Here is an 18,076-nt window from a genome sequence, read left to right as displayed (position 1 = left end):
ATAATTTTTTGTGTGCCAACCTTAAAATTGTAGTTCCCTTTTTTGAAAAATTATGCGCCCAAAGGGATTTGAACCCCTAACCTTTTGATCCGTAGTCAAATGCTCTATCCAGTTGAGCTATGGGCGCTTGTTTATTGCAGTATCTCTTCTAATTTATAAACAAACTTATCAATATAATGAATTTTTACGTTTTTTTCTTTTTTTACTGCATAAATAAAAAACCCGGATAAACCAAGGTATAGTAAAACTGCAGCTGTATGTATTGCACTTCCGATGTATGGACCGACTATAGGCACTAAAGAAAAAAGAAAACTAATTAGCAACAATATAAAAAATATAGAAGAAAATACACCGGATCTTAAACAGGATTTCTTACAATTTTCAGATATTCCTTTCATGGAAAAAATGATCAGCCAATTAAAGAAAAGCGGCAGTAAGGCAATGTAATTCAGAAGCCTTTCCGAATCGGTTGATTTGATTTGGTGAGTCAAATCATTTATTTTTTGAAGCACGTGATATTTCCTTAATTTTCTCCTCAACCTCAGCTATAAGAGGCAATTCATACATTTCTTTTTTATAGGCTTTGATTGCTCCCATTGCACTAAACGCAATCAAAACAACCCATGCCAAATAATTTAAAAAATCTGTCACAATCGGATTGAATTTTATTGCAGTCAGAATCCAACTAATGATAGGGAAGTATTTTAAAATCCATACTATGCACATAATCGCTGCTATTCCAAGGTTTAGCTTAAAGGCTTGAGTGGCGTGAAAGTCGCACAATTTTTGATGCTTACGAAAAGCAAATGGTAAAATCCATCCAATGAATGGGATATAGGCAAGTGCTGCGTAAATTTCCGGAGACTCGTCACCTTTAACGTGATCCCGAGCTTTTTCTATGGACTTCACTACATCGCTGACTGAAAATTTTCCTGATGACATAAGTAATTTCTTTTTAAATTTGTTTGCTTAGGTAACTATATAGAAATTTATCGGAAGGGCAATTCATTTTTCATAAAAAAGAAAATATTTTCGAATCCCAAATTTCGGAGACGCAGGGATTCGAACCCTGGGTACAGGTTACCCCATACGACAGTTTAGCAAACTGCTCCTTTCGGCCACTCAGGCACGTCTCCAATCGGAGAGGGTAGGATTCGAACCCACGGTGCTTTCACACGACGGTTTTCAAGACCGCTGCTTTAGACCACTCAGCCACCTCTCCAAAATGTAATGACTGTATAACAAAAATACCCTATATTGTCAAGTATATTTCTATTCGCTTTTGATTTCTGTGAATTTTTCAATTTTATTCTTGTTTTGCACGTTTTCTACATTGATATCTTAAAGATACGCCTGCGAAAATTATTGTTACAAACAAACATATAGAAAAAATATTGTAAATCGACAACTTGTAAACAACGAAAAATTCTATTTAAGGGTTTTTGTAGAAGTGGGCAAATCAGATTTCCTAAAAGAATCATATATGAAAGAGTATCCATTTTTTTTAAGTTGAACTTTGCAGTTAAATTTACATGACAGAGCTAATAAAAATCAAAGCCGAAAAATGGGTGAACAACGGTCTATGTATAGGCTATTACCAAGGAGAAACCTATTTTATTGCAGGTGCCATCCCAAACGAAGAGGTTAAGTGTGAATTAGTAAAAAATACTTCAAAGTTGAAGCTCCTAAGTGTGAGAGAAGTTGTTTTTCCGTCAGAGATACGAGTTTCCAACGACTGCGAAATTTTCTTAAAGTGTGGGGGTTGTCAATTTCGCCACATAAGTTATTTGGAAGAGTTGAAGGTGAAGGAAGATTTACTCAGGAAGGAATTGTATTACAAAAAGGATATAAAAATAGTTTCAAGTGAATCTGAGAATTACAGAAATAATGTTCAGCTAAAAACTCAAGGGAATAGAATCGGATTTTTTCAATCCGGCTCCAACACCTTAGTAGATTTTCCAAAATACGGTTGCAAAAATTTATCAAACGAGTTAAATTCATTTATCTTAAATCCCAAAAATACGACTTTTTCTAAGGAGTTCAAACTAAGATTGAGCGAAACAGGTGTTGTAGATTATTCTAAAAAAATTTCTATGCTTAGGATTGGAGAATATGTTTTTGAAATTCCGATAAACGGGTTTTTTCAAGTGAATAGATTTTTGATTTCCAATTGGATCAAAGAAATCCGATCTCTTCTTCCAAAAACAAAAGTAGAATTCGTAGAGCTTTTTTCAGGGTGTGGTTTGATTTCTATTTCAATTTCTGATTTAATTTTAAAATCTACTTGCATGGAAATAGATAAAAAATCTATTGAGTTTTCCAAGAAAAATTCGATACGAAATGAAAAGAAAAATCTAAAATTTATCCAAAGCGATCTATACTCTTCTCAAAATAATGTAGAAAATTTTTCTGCAAAACACTGGATTGTCAACCCACCCAGAAACGGTTTAGGAAGAGAAATTTTTCGATTATTTGAAAAATGCAAACCAGAACTTTTGATTTATTCGAGTTGTAATTATGTTACCCTTGCAAGAGACCTAAAATTTTTTTTTCAATTGGGGTATAAAATTACCGATATTTCTCTGTTTGATTTTTTTCCGAGAACCCACTATTTTGAGACCTTGGTAAAAATAGAAAGAAAATAGACTTTTCAAACTAATTTGAAAACTTGATACTTAATTAAAAAAAATCAGGTACACTTTGGCAAAGTCACAAGACAAATCATTACTGAATATTCAATTGCAAAAAAAACTATGGTCTATAGCGGCAAAACCTCCCTTGATTTCAGAATTTTTAATTGTTCCTGAATGGAAAACTCCTTGCGATATAAAAAAATATTTTTCTGGTGAAATTCAATCGTATTGTTTAGAGTTAGGCTCAGGTTGGGGAGAAGTTGCAATTCGCCTCGCACTTGAAAATCCGAACATCGGTTTTGTTTTAATGGAAAAGAAAAAGGATAGAATTCAAAATACACTTCGTAAGATACAACAAAAAAATTTAATCAATATTAGAATTATTTCTGTGAATTTTAATTGGTTTCTAAAGGAAATATTCTCTCCTTTAACGTTTGATTGGATAATTCTAAATTTTCCAGATCCATGGCCCAAAAAAAAGCACAAAAAAAATAGAACGATCTCCGAAGATTTCTTAAATTTGATTTGGAGTATTTTAAAGCCTAACGGTAAATTTCAATTTGCTACAGACTATGGCCCTTACGCAAGGCAAGTCATATCGATATTTAGAAAAATGAACCAGAAATTTTCTTTTACGGAAGAATATTCATTTTCAAGAAAAATATTTCCTGTATCCAAATTTGAAAGTATGAAAATCAGAGAAGGAAAGAGAATTTACTATTTGGAAAGAACGAAACAATAGACAATATATGAAAAAGAAAAAATTTTTTTATTCAGCCGTACCTTATCGAATTATTGCAATTATCGTGTTTTCAATTATATTTCAAACTTGTATCCCTTATTTGTACCACGTAGGGAAGGAACAAATTCGGATCGTACTCAAAAAAGAAAAAATCGAAAATGTCATACATGAAACAAAAGACCTCCAAATAAAAGAAAAATTAGATTTCGTAACACAAACTAGAATTTTTGCAATAGAAAAATTGGGCTTAAATCCAAAGGGAGGGTTTGTATATTACATACATTTAGATCGAGATGAAATTGGCTGGAATGTAAGTGCATCTTACCCTTTGAAATTAGAATCGTATCAATGGTGGTTTCCGATTGTAGGGAGTGTGCCCTATAAAGGTTTTTTTGATTTGGAAAAAGCGAAGGAAGAAGAAAAAATTTTAATAGAAAAAGGTTTTGATACGAAAATTAGAATCACCGGAGGGTATTCTACACTCGGTTGGTTTTCCGATCCGATTTTCTCTACTCAATTAAAGACAGATGAATTTTATTTAGCGGGTCTTATTTTTCACGAGATGGCACACTCTACAATTTACATAAACGGAGATGGTGTGTTTAATGAGTCTTATGCAAGTTTTGTAGAAGAGGAAGGGTTGAAAATTTTTTTTACTTCTTTGAATAAAGAGGAGATACTAAAAGAAAACGAAAAGAGAAAATCTGAAAATAAAATATTCTCCGAGTTAGTAAAAAAAACTGCAAATCAATTGAATGAAATGTATGATAAAAATATTTCCGATGCAGAGAAACTTCAACAAAAAAATATTCTTATTGAAGAGTTTAAAAAATCTATCTTAGACAATATTTCATTTTCGGAAATGAATAGGAAAAAATTTTTAGAAAGAAAATTCAATAATGAAGATTTTATAGGTTATCTAAGATACAATTCCGGTGGAAGGTATTTTAGAGATGTCTTTCATCGGTGTGGAAAGGATTTTAAAAAGTTTCACATTGAAATAGAAAAATTAAAAAGCCTAACAATGAAAGAAAGGGCTTTATTAATTCAAAAATAATTTCTCAAAATTTTTTAAAACGAGAATGCTGCGGTTATTGCTTTACGAATGTCGTTCTCTACTTCTTTTTTATTTGAGCCTGACCTGATACAAACATCAATATGGTGAGAAATATAGGCTTCTCCAAATTTTTTCATGGCATGATTTGCTGCTTTTAAGAGGTGGAGAGTTTTTTCGCAATCTTTCTTTTCAGTCATTAGATCTCTTTTGATTGCAGCGATTTGTCCTTCAATTCTACTCAAGCGATTTATTAAAGCTTTTTTCTCATCCATATCATATACCATACCCCTTATGATATTTTTATAAAATTTTAGTCAAATATTTTTTACTCTTTATGTCTCTCTTTTTTTAGTTTTTATAAGACGATCCAAAGACTCTTTTGTGAAAAACGTCTAAAAAAGGAAATTTTTTCTAAATGAAAAAATTGTAGAATTTGACAAGACAAGAATAGAAAAAAGAATATTCATTTTATTGCAATCTTTTGTAAAAATTTTTTAAATTCAGGAGGCTAAGATGAAAATTGGAATTATTGGTTCCGGAAGTTTTGGCACTGCACTCGGCAGTTTATTGGCAGACAAGGGTTATGAAGTCTTGATGTGGACAAGATCCAAAGAGCAAGCTGATAGTATTAATTCTAACCATATAAACGCTAAATACCTCCCAAAATACACTCTTCCTGAAAAATTAAAAGCCTCTACCGATCTCGAAGAAGTCGTAAAAGACAAGAATTTACTTTTATCAGTTCCTCCTTCCCATGTTTTAAGTTCCATTCTACGAGACATAAAAAACATTATCCCTGAAAAGATCCCGATTGTGTCTGCGACCAAGGGAATAGAAAACGACACTCTGAGACTAGTTTCTGAAATATTTGAAACAGAATTACCAGGAAAATACCACCCTTATCTATCCTATATTTCCGGCCCCAGCTTTGCAAAAGAAATTGTAAGTAAAGTTCCAACTATCGTAAGCATTGCATCTAAGAATGAAGCCAATGCAAAAAATGTACAATCTATTTTTAGCTTTACTTACTTTAGAACGTATTGGACTCCCGATGTAGTAGGAGTTGAAATAGGTGGTGCTTTAAAAAACGTAATTGCAATAGCCGCGGGTGTGAGCGACGGACTTGGGTTTGGACAAAACACCAGAGCTGCCCTTATTACAAGAGGTCTTCACGAAATCACCAAGATGGGAATTAAAAAAGGGGCTGACCCTCTGACTTTTCTCGGACCTTCTGGAATGGGAGATTTGGTATTGACCTGTTGTGGAGAGCAATCCAGAAACAGAACAGTAGGTTTTGAATTAGGGAAGGGACGCACCCTCACCGATATATTAAACAGTATGAGTGAAGTTGCAGAGGGTGTAAAGACTACAAAGAGTACTTATGACCTTGCAAAAAAAATGAGTTTAGATATGCCGATTACAGAAGAAGTCTATAAAATGTTGTACGAAAATAAACCTCCAAAAGATGTAGTGAGAGATTTAATGGGTAGGGATCTAAAAAGAGAAGGAGTTCACCACTAAAATGTTTTTTGATAATAAAAAAATAAACAGACAACTAAAAATTCTATTCCTACTTTCAGGGATACTTTTCTTCTTCTCTTGTTTTGGTGGAGGAGCTTTTACAAAGTCACAAATCGAAGAAAGTAAAATGCTTTCCGAGAAATCAAAATTTCTTTCCGGTCATACTGATTTACAAGATAACCGCTTAGCTGAATTTATAAAAAAAGGGAATTACGGAAAATACAAAGATATTTTAAGAAGATACTTAAATTATTTTCAAACGAAAACGATCACTCCAATTCGAAAATGGAGCGACGAAAATGTGACCAATGTAAAAGCAGAAAGCGTATTCTATCCTTTTTCCGGTCCCGATTTTCTTAATATCTATTCGATTTATCCAAATGCAAAACAATACATTATGATTGGTTTAGAAACTATCGGAGAAATCCCAAATTTTGAAAAATATTCGGATACTGAGCTTTCTGCCGGTCTCAACGAAATACAGGTTGCCTTGGAATCTATTTCTCGAAGAAATTTTTTTGTAACAAAGTCCATGAGTAAAGATATCAATCGATCTAAAATCAAAGGAACCATCCCGATATTTTTAACCTATCTTGGTTTTTTAGATCTGACTCCTCTAAGCATTCAATATGTAAAAATTAATTCTTCGGGTCAAGTAGAGCCTCTTTCAAACAATGAGTCATTGCAAGCAGACAAAAATCTAAATGGAATTAAAATTCAATTTATAGAAAAAGATAAGCTACTGGCAGAAGAGAATATAAAGACAATTTACTATTTCACTGCGGATGTGTCTAATAAAGGATTCACAAGCAATTCAGGGATTGAGAAATTTTTAAAAAATAAGGGAGATGTAGCAGTCTCGTTTAAAGCAGCGTCGTACCTACCGCATGGAAAAAATTTTAGCAACTTAAAAGACTATGTTCAAAAAAATGCAGAAGTCATCGTAATGGACGATACCGGACCAAAAATCAATTCATTCGATAAGAATTGGGATATACGGGTTTTTGGAACTTATGGTCAACCTATAAAGGCATTTAAAGACAAATACCAAAAACCTTTAGAAAAACTTTTTCACGAACAGCGTCCAAAAAGATTGGACTTTCGTTTTGGTTATGGAAAAAATGAGTATCAGATCATAATCAAACTAAGCAAGAAACACAACTCGCAAAACACAAAACAAATTCAATGAGGCTTTGCGTAATTTCTGAGATTCGATCAATTGCAATAAGGGTCGCATTTCTATTCTGCTTCATCTTTCTTCCAATTGCTTGTGCATCGGGAGGGACTCGTTACAGCGACCCGACACAAACTGAAGGTAGTATCGAATGGGGTCCGGTTGAAATTCAAAAAACAGTAACTGCAATGGTTGACTTAATTTATGATTTTTTAAAATCAAAAAATGAGCCAACCTTTTTGGAACTTCAAAAAATAGAAAACCGCTCCTCAGAGCATATAGACACAAAATTACTTTCCAATGAAATTTCTACAAACTTAATCAAAAGGCAAATCCATTTCATAGACAGAGCCCAAAGATTAGATTCTATTCAAGAAGCTATTCTTGGAAAATCGGGGCTCATAGACTCCGAAACTCGAATCCCCTTGGGCAATCTAAAATCTCCCAATTACAAATTGAGTGGAGAAATTTCTGATAACGTTAGGTATTTTGATGGTAAAAAAGTCCAATATTTAGTAGTCACTCTAAGGCTTTTAAGGCTATCTACAGGAATAATAGTATGGCAAGACAATAAAAAGTTCTTAAAAACTACTAAAATAGAGCAGTATGGTCTATAAAAATAGCGTACCTGCAAAAAGTCTTTCTTGGAAATATATGCTCAAAAACTCAGGGAAATTGCCATTCATAGCGATACAAAACTCATTTAGAGTTTTTGTAGAAGTGTCATAAATTTTAAAAAAAATTCTTTTTTTTGTCCTTTTCAAATAATTATCTTTATATAATATATAAAGGGAGTATCATCCCTTTACGGAGGAGTCTATGTTTATAAGACATAATATTAAAAATTTTATTTTTGATTTTAGAAGAGTTTTATTGCCTTTTCAGATTACTGCAGCTATTTCATTTATCCTATTGCACTTTTCTTGCAAGAATCCTAGATTTGAAAATCCATGCGATCCAAATTCTAAAACCTACCAGAATACCCTCTTTTCTAAAGCGTTTACGGGAGATAGCTCTGCGTATTGCTCTCTTTTAGGCAGTAAACCAAATTCGATAACCTACTCACCTACTCCCTATCTTTTTAGGCAAAATTCTGTCATTACGAGCGTAACCCCTACTATAACAGGTGGAACTCCAACTTCTTGCACCTCAAGTCCGACCTTACCTACCGGATTAGTTTTAAGCAGCAACTGTGTGCTTAGCGGAACACCTACCACTGGCACGGCAATGACTACTTACACAATCACCGGATCCAATAGTGGTGGCTCTGCTACTGGAAGCGTTACAATTCAAACCTTGTTTAGTGTACCTAAGTATTTATACGTCACAAATGGTGGTGCAACTACAATTTCTGTTTTTACTGTAAATTCTACAGACGGCTCTTTATCAAATACTTCTACTCCAGTTTCGGGATCCGGTCCCACGGGACTAACTATAGACCCAACCGGAAAATTTTTATATGTTGTTTACCCTTCTACAAGTACAATCTCACTTCATACAATTAATCAAACTGACGGATCGTTAAATTCTGCTACTTCTACTTTATCTACCGGAACAGGTCCCCAATCGGTTGCTATCCACCCTACAGGTAAATTTGTGTATTCAGTAGATCAGTCTTCAACTATCTATCAATACACAGCCGATCTAAGCACGGGGGCACTTACCTCATCCGGATCATTTCCAACGGGGTTGGATGGGGCTTGGATCAAGATCGACCCTTACGGAAAATTTCTATTTGTAGCGTGTCAATCTCCTACATCTTCAATATATTCTTATTCGATCAATCCAACTTCAGGAGCACTTAGTCTTATCAATTCATACAACACCGGGAATAATTCCAGAGCAATAGAAATATCCCCGGATAGTAAATTCCTTTATTCAGCTTCAGCTGCACCACAACAAATTGACTACAGCTCAATAGGTTCGACGGGTGCTTTGAGCTATATAGCATCTGCTTCTGTAACTGGTACATCTTCTCAATCAGTTGCGATGGATCCTCTCGGCAGGTTTGTATATCTTGGCTATAATGGTAGTGGAACAGGTACAATTGCAGGTTATACTATAAATTCTACTACTGGAGTTTTAACTTCTGGAGGAACAGTTACTACCAGTGGCGATTTACCAACTGGACTAATAATTGACCCTTCCGGAAAATTTTTATATTCAATCAATTCTGTTACAAACACTTTCTATGTTAGCGCAATTGATCAAAGTACGGGAGTCCCGACAGTTTCTTCCTCTGGAGCCACAGGTACGACACCTTCGGGGATAGCGATAACGGGGGCTAATTAAAAGAATTTTTTAGTGTAGAAGAGGAAAATCAACTTTCAATAATAGCTACATTTTGCATAAAGAGATAAAAATGTTTTATTTGTGTAATTTGAACGATTAAAACTATCGGAGTAAAAAATGTTTAATGTAGCGTTGGTGGGTGGCGGAACTGTAGGCTCAGGGCTTATTTCAATTCTTGAAAAAAGAAAAAAGCTAATCCAAGATAGATCAGGAATTGAGCTAAACTTAGCACTAATTTGTGATAAAGATACTGAAAAGATTAAAAAACTCACTTCTATTCCAGTCACCGATAATTTTGAAGATGTTCTGTCCAAAAAAGATATTGATATTGTAGTAGAGCTAATAGGTGGAACTACTATAGCTTACGAAATTGTAAAAAAATCTTTACTCTCAAAAAAAACAGTCATTACTGCGAATAAGGCACTCATAGCTGAAAAAGGAGAAGAGCTTTTCCAACTCGCATCTGATAATGGAGTAGAAATCGGTTACGAGGCTTCAGTCGGTGGAGCTATCCCTGTGATTCGGACTGTAAAGACAGGACTTGTATCCAACCAGTTTGAATCTGTGTATGGAATACTAAACGGAACTACAAATTTCATCTTATCTAAAATGGAAGAGGATAATTTAGAATATTCAGATGCTCTAAAAAAAGCTCAAGAGCTTGGATTTGCAGAAAAAGACCCGACGTTTGACGTAGAGGGAATTGATGCGGCACAAAAGCTTTCTATACTCGGTGGACTTGTATTTGATAGAAAAATTCCAAGCAGTAAAATATTTACCAAAGGAATTTCAAAAATCACGAAAACAGAAATTCTGTTTGCAAAGCAATTAGGATATAGAATTAAACTTCTGGGGATTTGCAGAAAACACGGAGATTTGATTGAAGCCAGAGTCCATCCTGCCATGATTCCTCTCTCTCACCCGATAGCCAACGTAATGAACGAAATGAACGCAGTGTATTTTCATTCTGAGTTTTCCGGTCCTACAATTCTAATGGGGAAGGGCGCAGGCTCACTTCCTACTGCAAGCGCAGTTGTTTCTGATTTAGTTTTTTATTCTTCTCGAATCGGAAAAGATAAAAACTCCCTAGAAAAAAATCTGTTTTCTCCCGCAGAAATGATGAATCCTGAAGAAAGCGTTCTTAAGTTTTACTTGAGGTTTAATACTGTAGATAAACCTGGAGTACTTGGACATATTACAGATGTTCTCGGCAATAATAATATTTCAATTTCCACAGTCAGACAAAACGAGTCCAATAAAGAGCCTATCGAGGTAATCGTAATTACCCATAAATCCAAAGAGAGGGATATACTGAAATCCTTAAAAGAAATCGACGAGATGACAGATATTATAAAAGAAAAAACTATTTTAGTCAGGTTGCAGGAGTCCCTCTGAAAAGGGTTACTATTTCTTTTCACGATTTCCCTAAGCAAGTTTTCAACTTCCATAATGAATCGCACTACGATATATTTTTTGAAACAGAAGAAAACTCGGAATTACTAACTTATGAGTTTCAGAGAAAAGACTGGGGAAGATTCCAAAGCGGGGAAGAGGTAACTTGCACAAAGAAGCCAAACCATAGAAATATATATTTAAATTATGAAGGAGAGCTTTCACGCAATAGGGGAAAAATTGCAATTGTGTGGAAGGGGTTTTATGATGAAAAAAAATATATACTCAAGGAAAAAATTAGAATAAATCTTGAAAATTTAACCCTAATAGTAAAATAAAGGATTAGATTGTATGGTAAGGACAGACTTCGATTCTTTTTATTTTGAAACTGATGTTTTGCACATAGGCGAGCTGCCTGTAATGCTTGTAGAACTATGCGGAAAAATTTCTAATAACAACGCATTTGAGATTTCCAAGAAAATCAGTATCGTCTTTGAAGATAAAATTTATAATCTAATATTAGATTTATCTTCGCTTGAATATATCAATAGCACCGGGATTGCTATGTTGTTGACCATTATTCGAACAGTCGCACAGAAAAATGGAAAAATCGTAATCGGTGGGATCCATCCTTTTTTAGAAACCATACTCAATCTGATCGAAATTCCAAAAGATGTTGTAATTTATGAATCCAAAGACAAAGCTAAGTCTGCTTGGTCTTGATTTTTATTTAACCAGATTTCTTTTTCTATTCGATCCAAAAGCTCTTCTAACCCTATTTTTTGCAAAGCAGATACATACATATCGTTTTGATTGTTTTTAGGAAAATCTCTCGGACAAGAATCTATTTTATTAAAAACTTGAATTCTCGGAATATCAATTAATTTAAGTTCAATCAATATTTTTTCGACTGCTTTAATGTGCTCTTCATAATCCGGATTCGAGGAGTCAATTACATGAAGAAGCAAGTCTGCATCAGATAATTCTTCCAAGGTTGCTTTGAATGCGTTAGACAAGTCCGGAGGCAGGTCATGGATAAATCCCACTGTATCAGAAATAATTATTTCTCTTACAGAGGGAAAACGAATTCTTCGAGTAGTAGGGTCTAAGGTAGCAAATAATTTATCTTCTGCTATCACTTCTGAGTTTGTTAAAGAATTCAATAGGGTTGACTTACCGGCATTGGTATAGCCAACAATCCCGACTACAGGAATTTCATTTCTTCCTCTTCTTTTTCTATTCAATTCTCTTCTTGTTCTTAAACTTTTTATTTCATTTTCCAATCTGTGAATTTTTTCTTCTACTCGTCTTTTTCCAATTTCAAGTTTTGTTTCTCCGGGCCCCCTTCCTCCGATTCCTCCGGTCAGTCTCGACATATTGTCATCGAGTTCAGATAGTCGCCCTTTTAAATATTTTAATTGTGCAAGCTCTACCTGCAATTTACCGTCTCTACTTTTTGCATTTCTTGCAAAAATATCGAGTATGAGTTGAGTCCTGTCTATTACCTTCAAATCTGAAAAATCTGAAATTTTCTTTGCTTGAGAACTGGAAAGCTCTAAATCAAATACGAGTAGTTCAACATCTTTTTGAATCGAGTTCAGGATAATTTCTTGAATCTTTCCCTTTCCCAAAACCGTACTTGCATCCAATGCACTTCTCTTTTGAGAAAACGTATCCACTACATAAATTCCGGCAGTTCGACAAAGCTCTTTCAATTCTGCCATTGAGCTTTCTGGATTTCTGGAAAATTTATTATTCAAATAGACTCCAACAAGGATCGCGCGATTCAATTTTTGTGCTGCTTTTAAGTTGTCTCTTCTCTTAGCAAGGCTATTTTCTATTTCAATGATTTCAGACAGCATTCCTTCTTTTAGTTGACCGGGGTACTCTTTTTCTAATACAGTCCAAAGTTTTTCAGAATTTTCTTCAGCGTTGATATGAGATGAATAAAAGTTCTCAGGAAATCCATTTAAGTCCATAGTGATTGCAGTAATGTAGTCCAACCTCAATAACACCAAGTCTGTAAGATCATCCATGGATAGAGGCTCTTTCTTTAAATGGGTATGTACGAGCCGAATTCCCCGAAGACGAGTCTCTGAGGTGCGAATCCTATCGAGATAGGGAATTTCGATGGAATTGTCATTCCCTATAATTACGTGTGTGACATAACCTTTTCGATCTATGAGGAGACCAACCTGCCTTCTAATCTCAAAAGAAATCTCACAAATTGACTTAGCCAAATCTTTGGAAATCAATACATCTTCTTTTAGACGCTTTTCGGCAAGATTTTTTAGCTTTTGGAGTTGTCCTGCCTTCAATCCTCCTAAAATACCGCTTAATTTACTGATAGTCTTTTACCGATAATTTTAAGTAAGAATATAAATAGATTGAAAATTAAGTCAAGATTAATATTCATACTATTCTTGAAACTTTTTTTATATAAAGGTGACTTCCTTGAAAACATCGCTCATAGCAACACTCCTATTCTTTTTTGCTTCAACTGTCTATTCAGTTGAAAAAGGGTATTTCTCTGAAAAACTCAACGAGAAAAATTTTCTTGAAACAAACACAATGCAAGATTTTTCCAAAAATTCCAACACTACGCTAATCACAGTGAAAGATGATGGTGATGATTCAACGGATGATGATGACTCAAATAAAAAAGATGAGTCAGCACCAAAAGAAGGAGACAAAAAAGCTGCACCGGAAACTAAAACCGAAAAAGCCAGAATAGAAGAAGCAAAAAGTCTTATCTTGCGTTACGAGTCACGCAGAAACAGATCCGGTGAAAATGCAATTATCAGACTATTGCAAAAACACCCGATCCCTGAAGTTCGTGCTGAAGCAGCAGATGCCCTCGGGAGAATGCGAACAGGTCTTAAAACTTTACACAGAGCGATTGAAACAGATGGGTATTTAGTGCGTCAGGCGGCATACAATTCGATTGCGATTATCGGATCACAAAGCTCCTTTAAATATTTCCTGAGAGGAACAAAATCAAAATACCCGGAAATCAGAGCTGCATCATACAAAGGACTTGGAAAACTTCGTTCATCGACTGGAAGAGAAATAATTGTTTCAGAAGGACTTAAATCGGAAGACGTAAAAGTGCTTGGTGCTGCATTAGAAGGACTAGGATATTATAATGTAGCTGAAGATAGGACTACATTCAAAAAATATATTGAGTCTAGTCAAATCGAGCTTGTAATGCAAGCACTAATCGGTCTTAGCCACCATCGATCCAAAGAAAGTTTAGACCTTATTTATAAAACTCTCGAAATTAAACCAAATCTTGCTCCTTTCATTCGTTATATTGCTTATAACTTGGCAAGCAACAACCAAACATTTGGAGCTACACTTGTTCTCGTAAAACTCTATCTTATGACTAAAGACGATGACACAAAAAAATATATCGAAAAAGTTTTAGCGTATAGAAGGAATGCTACCGGACGTTATGCGATAATCAAATCCAACCAAGCTACGATTAAGAGAAGTCCAAACGCCAGAGGTGACAGAATCATCACCTTGTCTAAAGGAGAAATAGTTAAAATTAAAAGAGTAGCTCCCAAACTTTATAAAGCAAGAATTGCAGGGAAGATCTTAGAAGATTACTACTATTTAGTTCAGTTAGCTTATGACGATGGAATCGTAAAGAAAAATTATCTTGAAGGTTGGGTTTACGGTGCAAAGATCGATGTAATCAATATTTCCAAAACTACCGGTTCTGACCTTAGAGAAAGAGAAACCGATGACGATGAAGATGAATTTGATAACTCTGCGGTGAATAAAAAAGAGAAAAAAGAAGAAGTAAAAAGCGAAGATGATGAAGATTAATATCATCTTCAAAACAAACTAATTGTAGGTGGATAATTGAAAAAACTTCTTGTAGGAGTTGTCACGAGTCTTCTTGCAGTTAGTTTCTTAATCAGTAAAATCGAGTTCTATGAATTTTATAAGATCAAAGAGAGAATAAATTATTTTTATTTAATACCATTTATTCTTGGTAGTATCTTTGGTCTTATTCTATTTGGTGCAAGATGGTACATTCTTCTTGAAAAAAAAATGAAATACAAACTCGCTTTGGCCTCGGTTATTTTAGGTGGTGGAGCGAATATGATTCTACCGGCCAGAGGTGGAGATATACTTAGAATTTTTTATTGTAAAAAAGAATCTCATATTCTTTATCCAACCCTTCTTTCAAAAATTTTTATTGAGAAAGTAGTGGATTTTATCACTGTAATCCTCATTGGTTTAGTTTCTTTTTTTCTCTTAGGAATCAATCAACAGAAGTCCTCTAATTTGGCAATTTTTACTTTTTCGGGAATTTTGGTACTTGGACTTATTGCAGTTTTGCTTTACCTTCGATACAAAAATCAATCTTTCATAAGAATACTTTCTCTTCCATTTATGTTAATAAGAAAGGAAGAATTTTTTCATTCTAAAGTTAAAGAGCATATTGTGGATTTAGGAGAGTTTCTTACTTTAAGAGCTTTTTTAAAACCAGCGTTAATATCTCTTTTTATGTGGTTGTGTGCATATTCAACAATTTATCTTGGAATTTTTGGCTTACTCGGAATGCAAATTTCATATATAGAAATTATTTTTTTAATATTTTGTGGGGCTATGGGTGTCGCTATTCCATCAGCTCCTTCCGGGATAGGTGTTTTTCATGCTTCTATAATCTCTGGTTTTGTATTATTGGGAAAAACTTCAGCAAACGGTCTTGTTTATGCGACAATTTTACATTTAGCTCAATTTATTTTTTACGGTTTTTTTGCACTAATCATTTATGTAAGCTGGATTTGGACAAGAAGACATTCTCACGTAAACCACAACAATACTTGTTAAAGAACTTGTTTTACTGCCTTTTCTTAAATTGTACTAATTGCAAAAATTATTTATGGAAATACTTACGAAACGCCTCGATCACTTCCTTGGGTGCTTGTATCAATTCAATCAAAACGCCTTCGCCACAAAATGGGAACTCATCATTTCCCTTAGGATGAATAAAACACACATCATAACCGGCAGCACCTTTGCGAATTCCTCCGGGAGTAAACCGAACTTTTTTTTCAGTAAGATACTCTACGCACTTTTGCAAGTCATCAATCCACAACCCGAAATGATTTAATTTAGGATCATGAACCTTGGGACTTTTATTCGAATCAATCGGCATCATCAAATCTACTTCCACGGAAAAAGGGCCTTCACCAATTCTCACAATGTCTTCGTCCACATTTTCTTTTTCGCTTCTGAATTGACCTACCTTTGTCAACCCCATAATATCTATCCAGAAATGTGAAAGACGATCTTTGCTGTCTCCACCAATTGCAATTTGTTGAATTCCTAACACTTTAAAAGGTCGCATTTTTTTACTCCTAAGACTTGATTAAATCTTAGCTTGTCTTTTGCAAGTTTTTTGAATAAGAAAAGTTTGTTTACAGAAAACCTTACTCTTCAAAAATATTTTTATGGATAAACATATTAAAAGAATTTTGATTCCGATTGATGGATCTGCCAGCTCTAAGAAAGCCCTTGAATTAGGAATCTCGATTGCAAAAGCTGCAAAAGCAGAAGTTTTTGTTTTAGAGGTGGTCGAAGAATTTGGACCTCTTCCGGGCTATTATGAAAATCCTCCTGCCGGAAAAGAACGTGTAAAGTGGATATCCGATCAAAGACTCGAAAAAGTTCATACTATTTTAGATTCATCAGATATTAAATGGAAACGCCTTGTTGAGGAAGGATACCCTGCCGAAAAGATTTGTGAAGTTGCCTCGAAAGAAAAAATTGATCAAATTGTAATCGGTAGCAGAGGAAACTCTGCATTTGCAAGATTTTTAGTAGGTTCTGTTTCGGATAGAGTCGTTCATCATGCTCCATGCAGTGTGACTGTTGTTCGATAATTGGAAATATTTACTATAAAGTCAGTTCATCTGTTTCGGCTTAAACTATTTTTACTACTATCTCTATTTTTTTCTACCCAAGTATTTGGAATAGAAGTAGATATTTCTGTTTCTATTCACAACGGGACAAGAAAGGTAACTGGATTTGCCGAAACCCTTAGACTCATTGACTTAAATAGTCAAATGAAAATACTCTCTGAAATCACTAATGTTCAGGGGAAATTTACGTTTTCTAAAATCTCTATTTCTGAATCGTCCTCACTATTACTTCAAGCAAAATATATGGGAGTCAATTATAATAAGGTAGTTTCATTGGACCCTAATAGTTTCAATAAACCGCAGGAGATTACTGTTTTTGACTCAGAAAAAAATTTTCACTCAACTGAAATTAGGGGACTATTACAAATCGTTCGAACAAAAAATGAGATTATTATTAACAAAATTTATATATTTTCAAACACTTCCAACCCACCTGTTAGTTTTTTAGATCCTGACAAGCAATTAGAAATTTATGTTCCAAAGTCAGCAACAGAGGTATTTGGCCAAATTTCACAAAATGAATCTAAAATGGGAATTCCTTTAACGCTAGCTCAGGGAAAAAATGGACGTATTTTAGATAGGGCTATCCTACCGGGTGTAAACGAATTGCAACTAACGTATTCTATTTCTGCTCCAGATTTATCTGATATTGAATTTGAAGATAAATTGTTGTTTGATCAAAGTAAAAATGGACAGATAGTTTTTTTAAAGCCCGAAGATATACAACTAAGAATAATTGGAGCAAAAGAATTCTCACTTCTTGAGAATGGCGTTCCAAAAAAGATGAAGGCGTATAAAGTTACGTACTCGAAAATTAATGAAGAAGTAAAATTTCAAGTATCCGGGGGAACTCCTTTTGTTCCTGAAGAAAATAGACAAGATAGAATTATTTCTAATGGAACAATTTTTATTAATTGGCAAAAGTCTATACTGGGTATTGTGCTTGCACTAAGTATTCTTGCATTTTTGCATTTTTTATTTTCCGCATTTGAAAAAAAGACTTCATGATAAATTATCTTAAGTGAAATATTCTATCATAGCAACTTCTTTCTAAAGAACTATTCGGAGGACGAAAAGACTGAGGTCTAAGGACGGAAATAGTAGAGCTAAAATCTTATTCCATTAGATTTTTCTTTTTAGATCGAGGTTTTTCACTTTAGTAGAGTTTTGAAGATTTTACTTTTAGTACAGATTTTGTACTTTTCGTGCAAAAATGTGGGATCTCCACTCTTTTCAGTAAAGTGCATGTTTTATACCAATTGTTCACCTTTTAGGCAAAAATGAGGGAACTCCACTTTTTTGGGGGATTTCAAGAGATTACGC

Annotated in this window: 18 protein-coding genes and 3 tRNA genes; 13 read left to right on the top strand and 8 right to left on the bottom strand. The window is 34.3% G+C overall.

Annotated elements, in window-relative coordinates; all coding sequences use genetic code 11:
• Nucleotides 1-53: 53 nt before the first annotated feature.
• The 5 genes from HS129_13660 to HS129_13640 all read right to left on the bottom strand — a co-directional run bounded on the left by HS129_13660 (nt 54) and on the right by HS129_13640 (nt 1,222).
• A tRNA-Arg gene (locus tag HS129_13660) sits at nt 54-127 on the bottom strand.
• 4 nt (nt 128-131) lie between these two features.
• Complete coding sequence (locus tag HS129_13655; GenBank protein MBE7413081.1) at nt 132-512, bottom strand: hypothetical protein; 381 nt, start codon at nt 510-512, stop codon at nt 132-134.
• Nucleotides 493-942, bottom strand: a complete 450-nt coding sequence (locus HS129_13650; protein ID MBE7413080.1) for a DUF4870 domain-containing protein — start codon at nt 940-942, stop codon at nt 493-495. The genes HS129_13655 and HS129_13650 overlap by 20 nt, the downstream gene beginning before the upstream one ends.
• A 105-nt stretch (nt 943-1,047) precedes the next feature.
• A tRNA-Ser gene (locus tag HS129_13645) sits at nt 1,048-1,136 on the bottom strand.
• A 3-nt stretch (nt 1,137-1,139) separates the two neighbouring features.
• Nucleotides 1,140-1,222: transfer RNA gene (locus HS129_13640), tRNA-Ser, on the bottom strand.
• Nucleotides 1,223-1,532: 310 nt separating this feature from the next.
• On the opposite strand from HS129_13640, the gene HS129_13635 reads away from it, so the two are divergent.
• The 3 genes from HS129_13635 to HS129_13625 all read left to right on the top strand — a co-directional run bounded on the left by HS129_13635 (nt 1,533) and on the right by HS129_13625 (nt 4,432).
• A complete protein-coding gene (locus HS129_13635) occupies nt 1,533-2,645 on the top strand; it encodes a class I SAM-dependent RNA methyltransferase (protein ID MBE7413079.1) in 1,113 nt (370 codons plus the stop codon).
• An 82-nt stretch (nt 2,646-2,727) separates the two neighbouring features.
• Entirely contained in the window at nt 2,728-3,375 is a 648-nt protein-coding gene (locus tag HS129_13630; protein MBE7413078.1) for a methyltransferase domain-containing protein, read from the top strand.
• Between the two features lie 64 nt (nt 3,376-3,439).
• A complete protein-coding gene (locus HS129_13625; GenBank protein ID MBE7413077.1) occupies nt 3,440-4,432 on the top strand; it encodes an aminopeptidase in 993 nt (330 codons plus the stop codon).
• A 14-nt stretch (nt 4,433-4,446) separates the two neighbouring features.
• Here the strand turns inward: HS129_13625 and HS129_13620 are convergent, their stop codons facing one another.
• On the bottom strand, nt 4,447-4,704 hold the full coding sequence (locus HS129_13620) for a metal-sensitive transcriptional regulator (protein ID MBE7413076.1): 258 nt from the start codon (nt 4,702-4,704) through the stop codon (nt 4,447-4,449).
• 241 nt (nt 4,705-4,945) lie between these two features.
• Here HS129_13620 and HS129_13615 point away from each other — a divergent pair, with 241 nt between their 5' ends.
• From HS129_13615 to HS129_13590, 6 genes are all read left to right on the top strand, one after another.
• A complete protein-coding gene (locus HS129_13615; GenBank protein ID MBE7413075.1) occupies nt 4,946-5,953 on the top strand; it encodes an NAD(P)-dependent glycerol-3-phosphate dehydrogenase in 1,008 nt (335 codons plus the stop codon).
• Nucleotide 5,954: 1 nt separating this feature from the next.
• Entirely contained in the window at nt 5,955-7,142 is a 1,188-nt protein-coding gene (locus HS129_13610; protein ID MBE7413074.1) for a hypothetical protein, read from the top strand.
• Complete coding sequence (locus HS129_13605; GenBank protein ID MBE7413073.1) at nt 7,139-7,744, top strand: hypothetical protein; 606 nt, start codon at nt 7,139-7,141, stop codon at nt 7,742-7,744. The genes HS129_13610 and HS129_13605 overlap by 4 nt, the downstream gene beginning before the upstream one ends.
• A 202-nt stretch (nt 7,745-7,946) precedes the next feature.
• On the top strand, nt 7,947-9,419 hold the full coding sequence (locus HS129_13600) for a beta-propeller fold lactonase family protein (GenBank protein MBE7413072.1): 1,473 nt from the start codon (nt 7,947-7,949) through the stop codon (nt 9,417-9,419).
• A 117-nt stretch (nt 9,420-9,536) separates the two neighbouring features.
• On the top strand, nt 9,537-10,814 hold the full coding sequence (locus HS129_13595) for a homoserine dehydrogenase (protein MBE7413071.1): 1,278 nt from the start codon (nt 9,537-9,539) through the stop codon (nt 10,812-10,814).
• 348 nt (nt 10,815-11,162) lie between these two features.
• Nucleotides 11,163-11,534, top strand: a complete 372-nt coding sequence (locus HS129_13590; protein MBE7413070.1) for an STAS domain-containing protein — start codon at nt 11,163-11,165, stop codon at nt 11,532-11,534.
• Here the strand turns inward: HS129_13590 and hflX are convergent.
• Complete coding sequence (hflX, locus tag HS129_13585) at nt 11,495-13,159, bottom strand: GTPase HflX (GenBank protein ID MBE7413069.1); 1,665 nt, start codon at nt 13,157-13,159, stop codon at nt 11,495-11,497. The two genes, HS129_13590 and hflX, sit on opposite strands and share 40 nt — an antisense overlap.
• A 106-nt stretch (nt 13,160-13,265) precedes the next feature.
• Here hflX and HS129_13580 point away from each other — a divergent pair, with 106 nt between their 5' ends.
• Both HS129_13580 and HS129_13575 read left to right on the top strand, forming a co-directional pair.
• Nucleotides 13,266-14,645 carry a HEAT repeat domain-containing protein gene (locus HS129_13580; protein MBE7413068.1) on the top strand — a complete coding sequence of 460 codons (1,380 nt, stop codon included), beginning with the start codon at nt 13,266-13,268 and terminating at the stop codon, nt 14,643-14,645.
• A 36-nt stretch (nt 14,646-14,681) separates the two neighbouring features.
• Nucleotides 14,682-15,659: a flippase-like domain-containing protein gene (locus tag HS129_13575; protein MBE7413067.1), complete on the top strand. Its 978-nt coding sequence runs from the start codon at nt 14,682-14,684 to the stop codon at nt 15,657-15,659.
• A gap of 46 nt (nt 15,660-15,705) precedes the next feature.
• On the opposite strand, the gene HS129_13570 is transcribed toward HS129_13575, so the two are convergent.
• On the bottom strand, nt 15,706-16,179 hold the full coding sequence (locus HS129_13570) for a VOC family protein (GenBank protein ID MBE7413066.1): 474 nt from the start codon (nt 16,177-16,179) through the stop codon (nt 15,706-15,708).
• 103 nt (nt 16,180-16,282) lie between these two features.
• Here HS129_13570 and HS129_13565 point away from each other — a divergent pair, with 103 nt between their 5' ends.
• Nucleotides 16,283-16,714: a universal stress protein gene (locus HS129_13565; protein MBE7413065.1), complete on the top strand. Its 432-nt coding sequence runs from the start codon at nt 16,283-16,285 to the stop codon at nt 16,712-16,714.
• On the top strand, nt 16,715-17,761 hold the full coding sequence (locus HS129_13560; GenBank protein MBE7413064.1) for a hypothetical protein: 1,047 nt from the start codon (nt 16,715-16,717) through the stop codon (nt 17,759-17,761).
• Nucleotides 17,762-18,076 lie beyond the last annotated feature (315 nt).

The sequence above is a fragment of the Leptospiraceae bacterium genome (assembly GCA_015075105.1).
Classification (GTDB): domain Bacteria; phylum Spirochaetota; class Leptospiria; order Leptospirales; family Leptospiraceae; genus JABWCC01.
The sequence above is the reverse complement of the archived record's forward strand: the minus strand, read 5'-3'. Positions and strand labels throughout refer to the sequence as shown.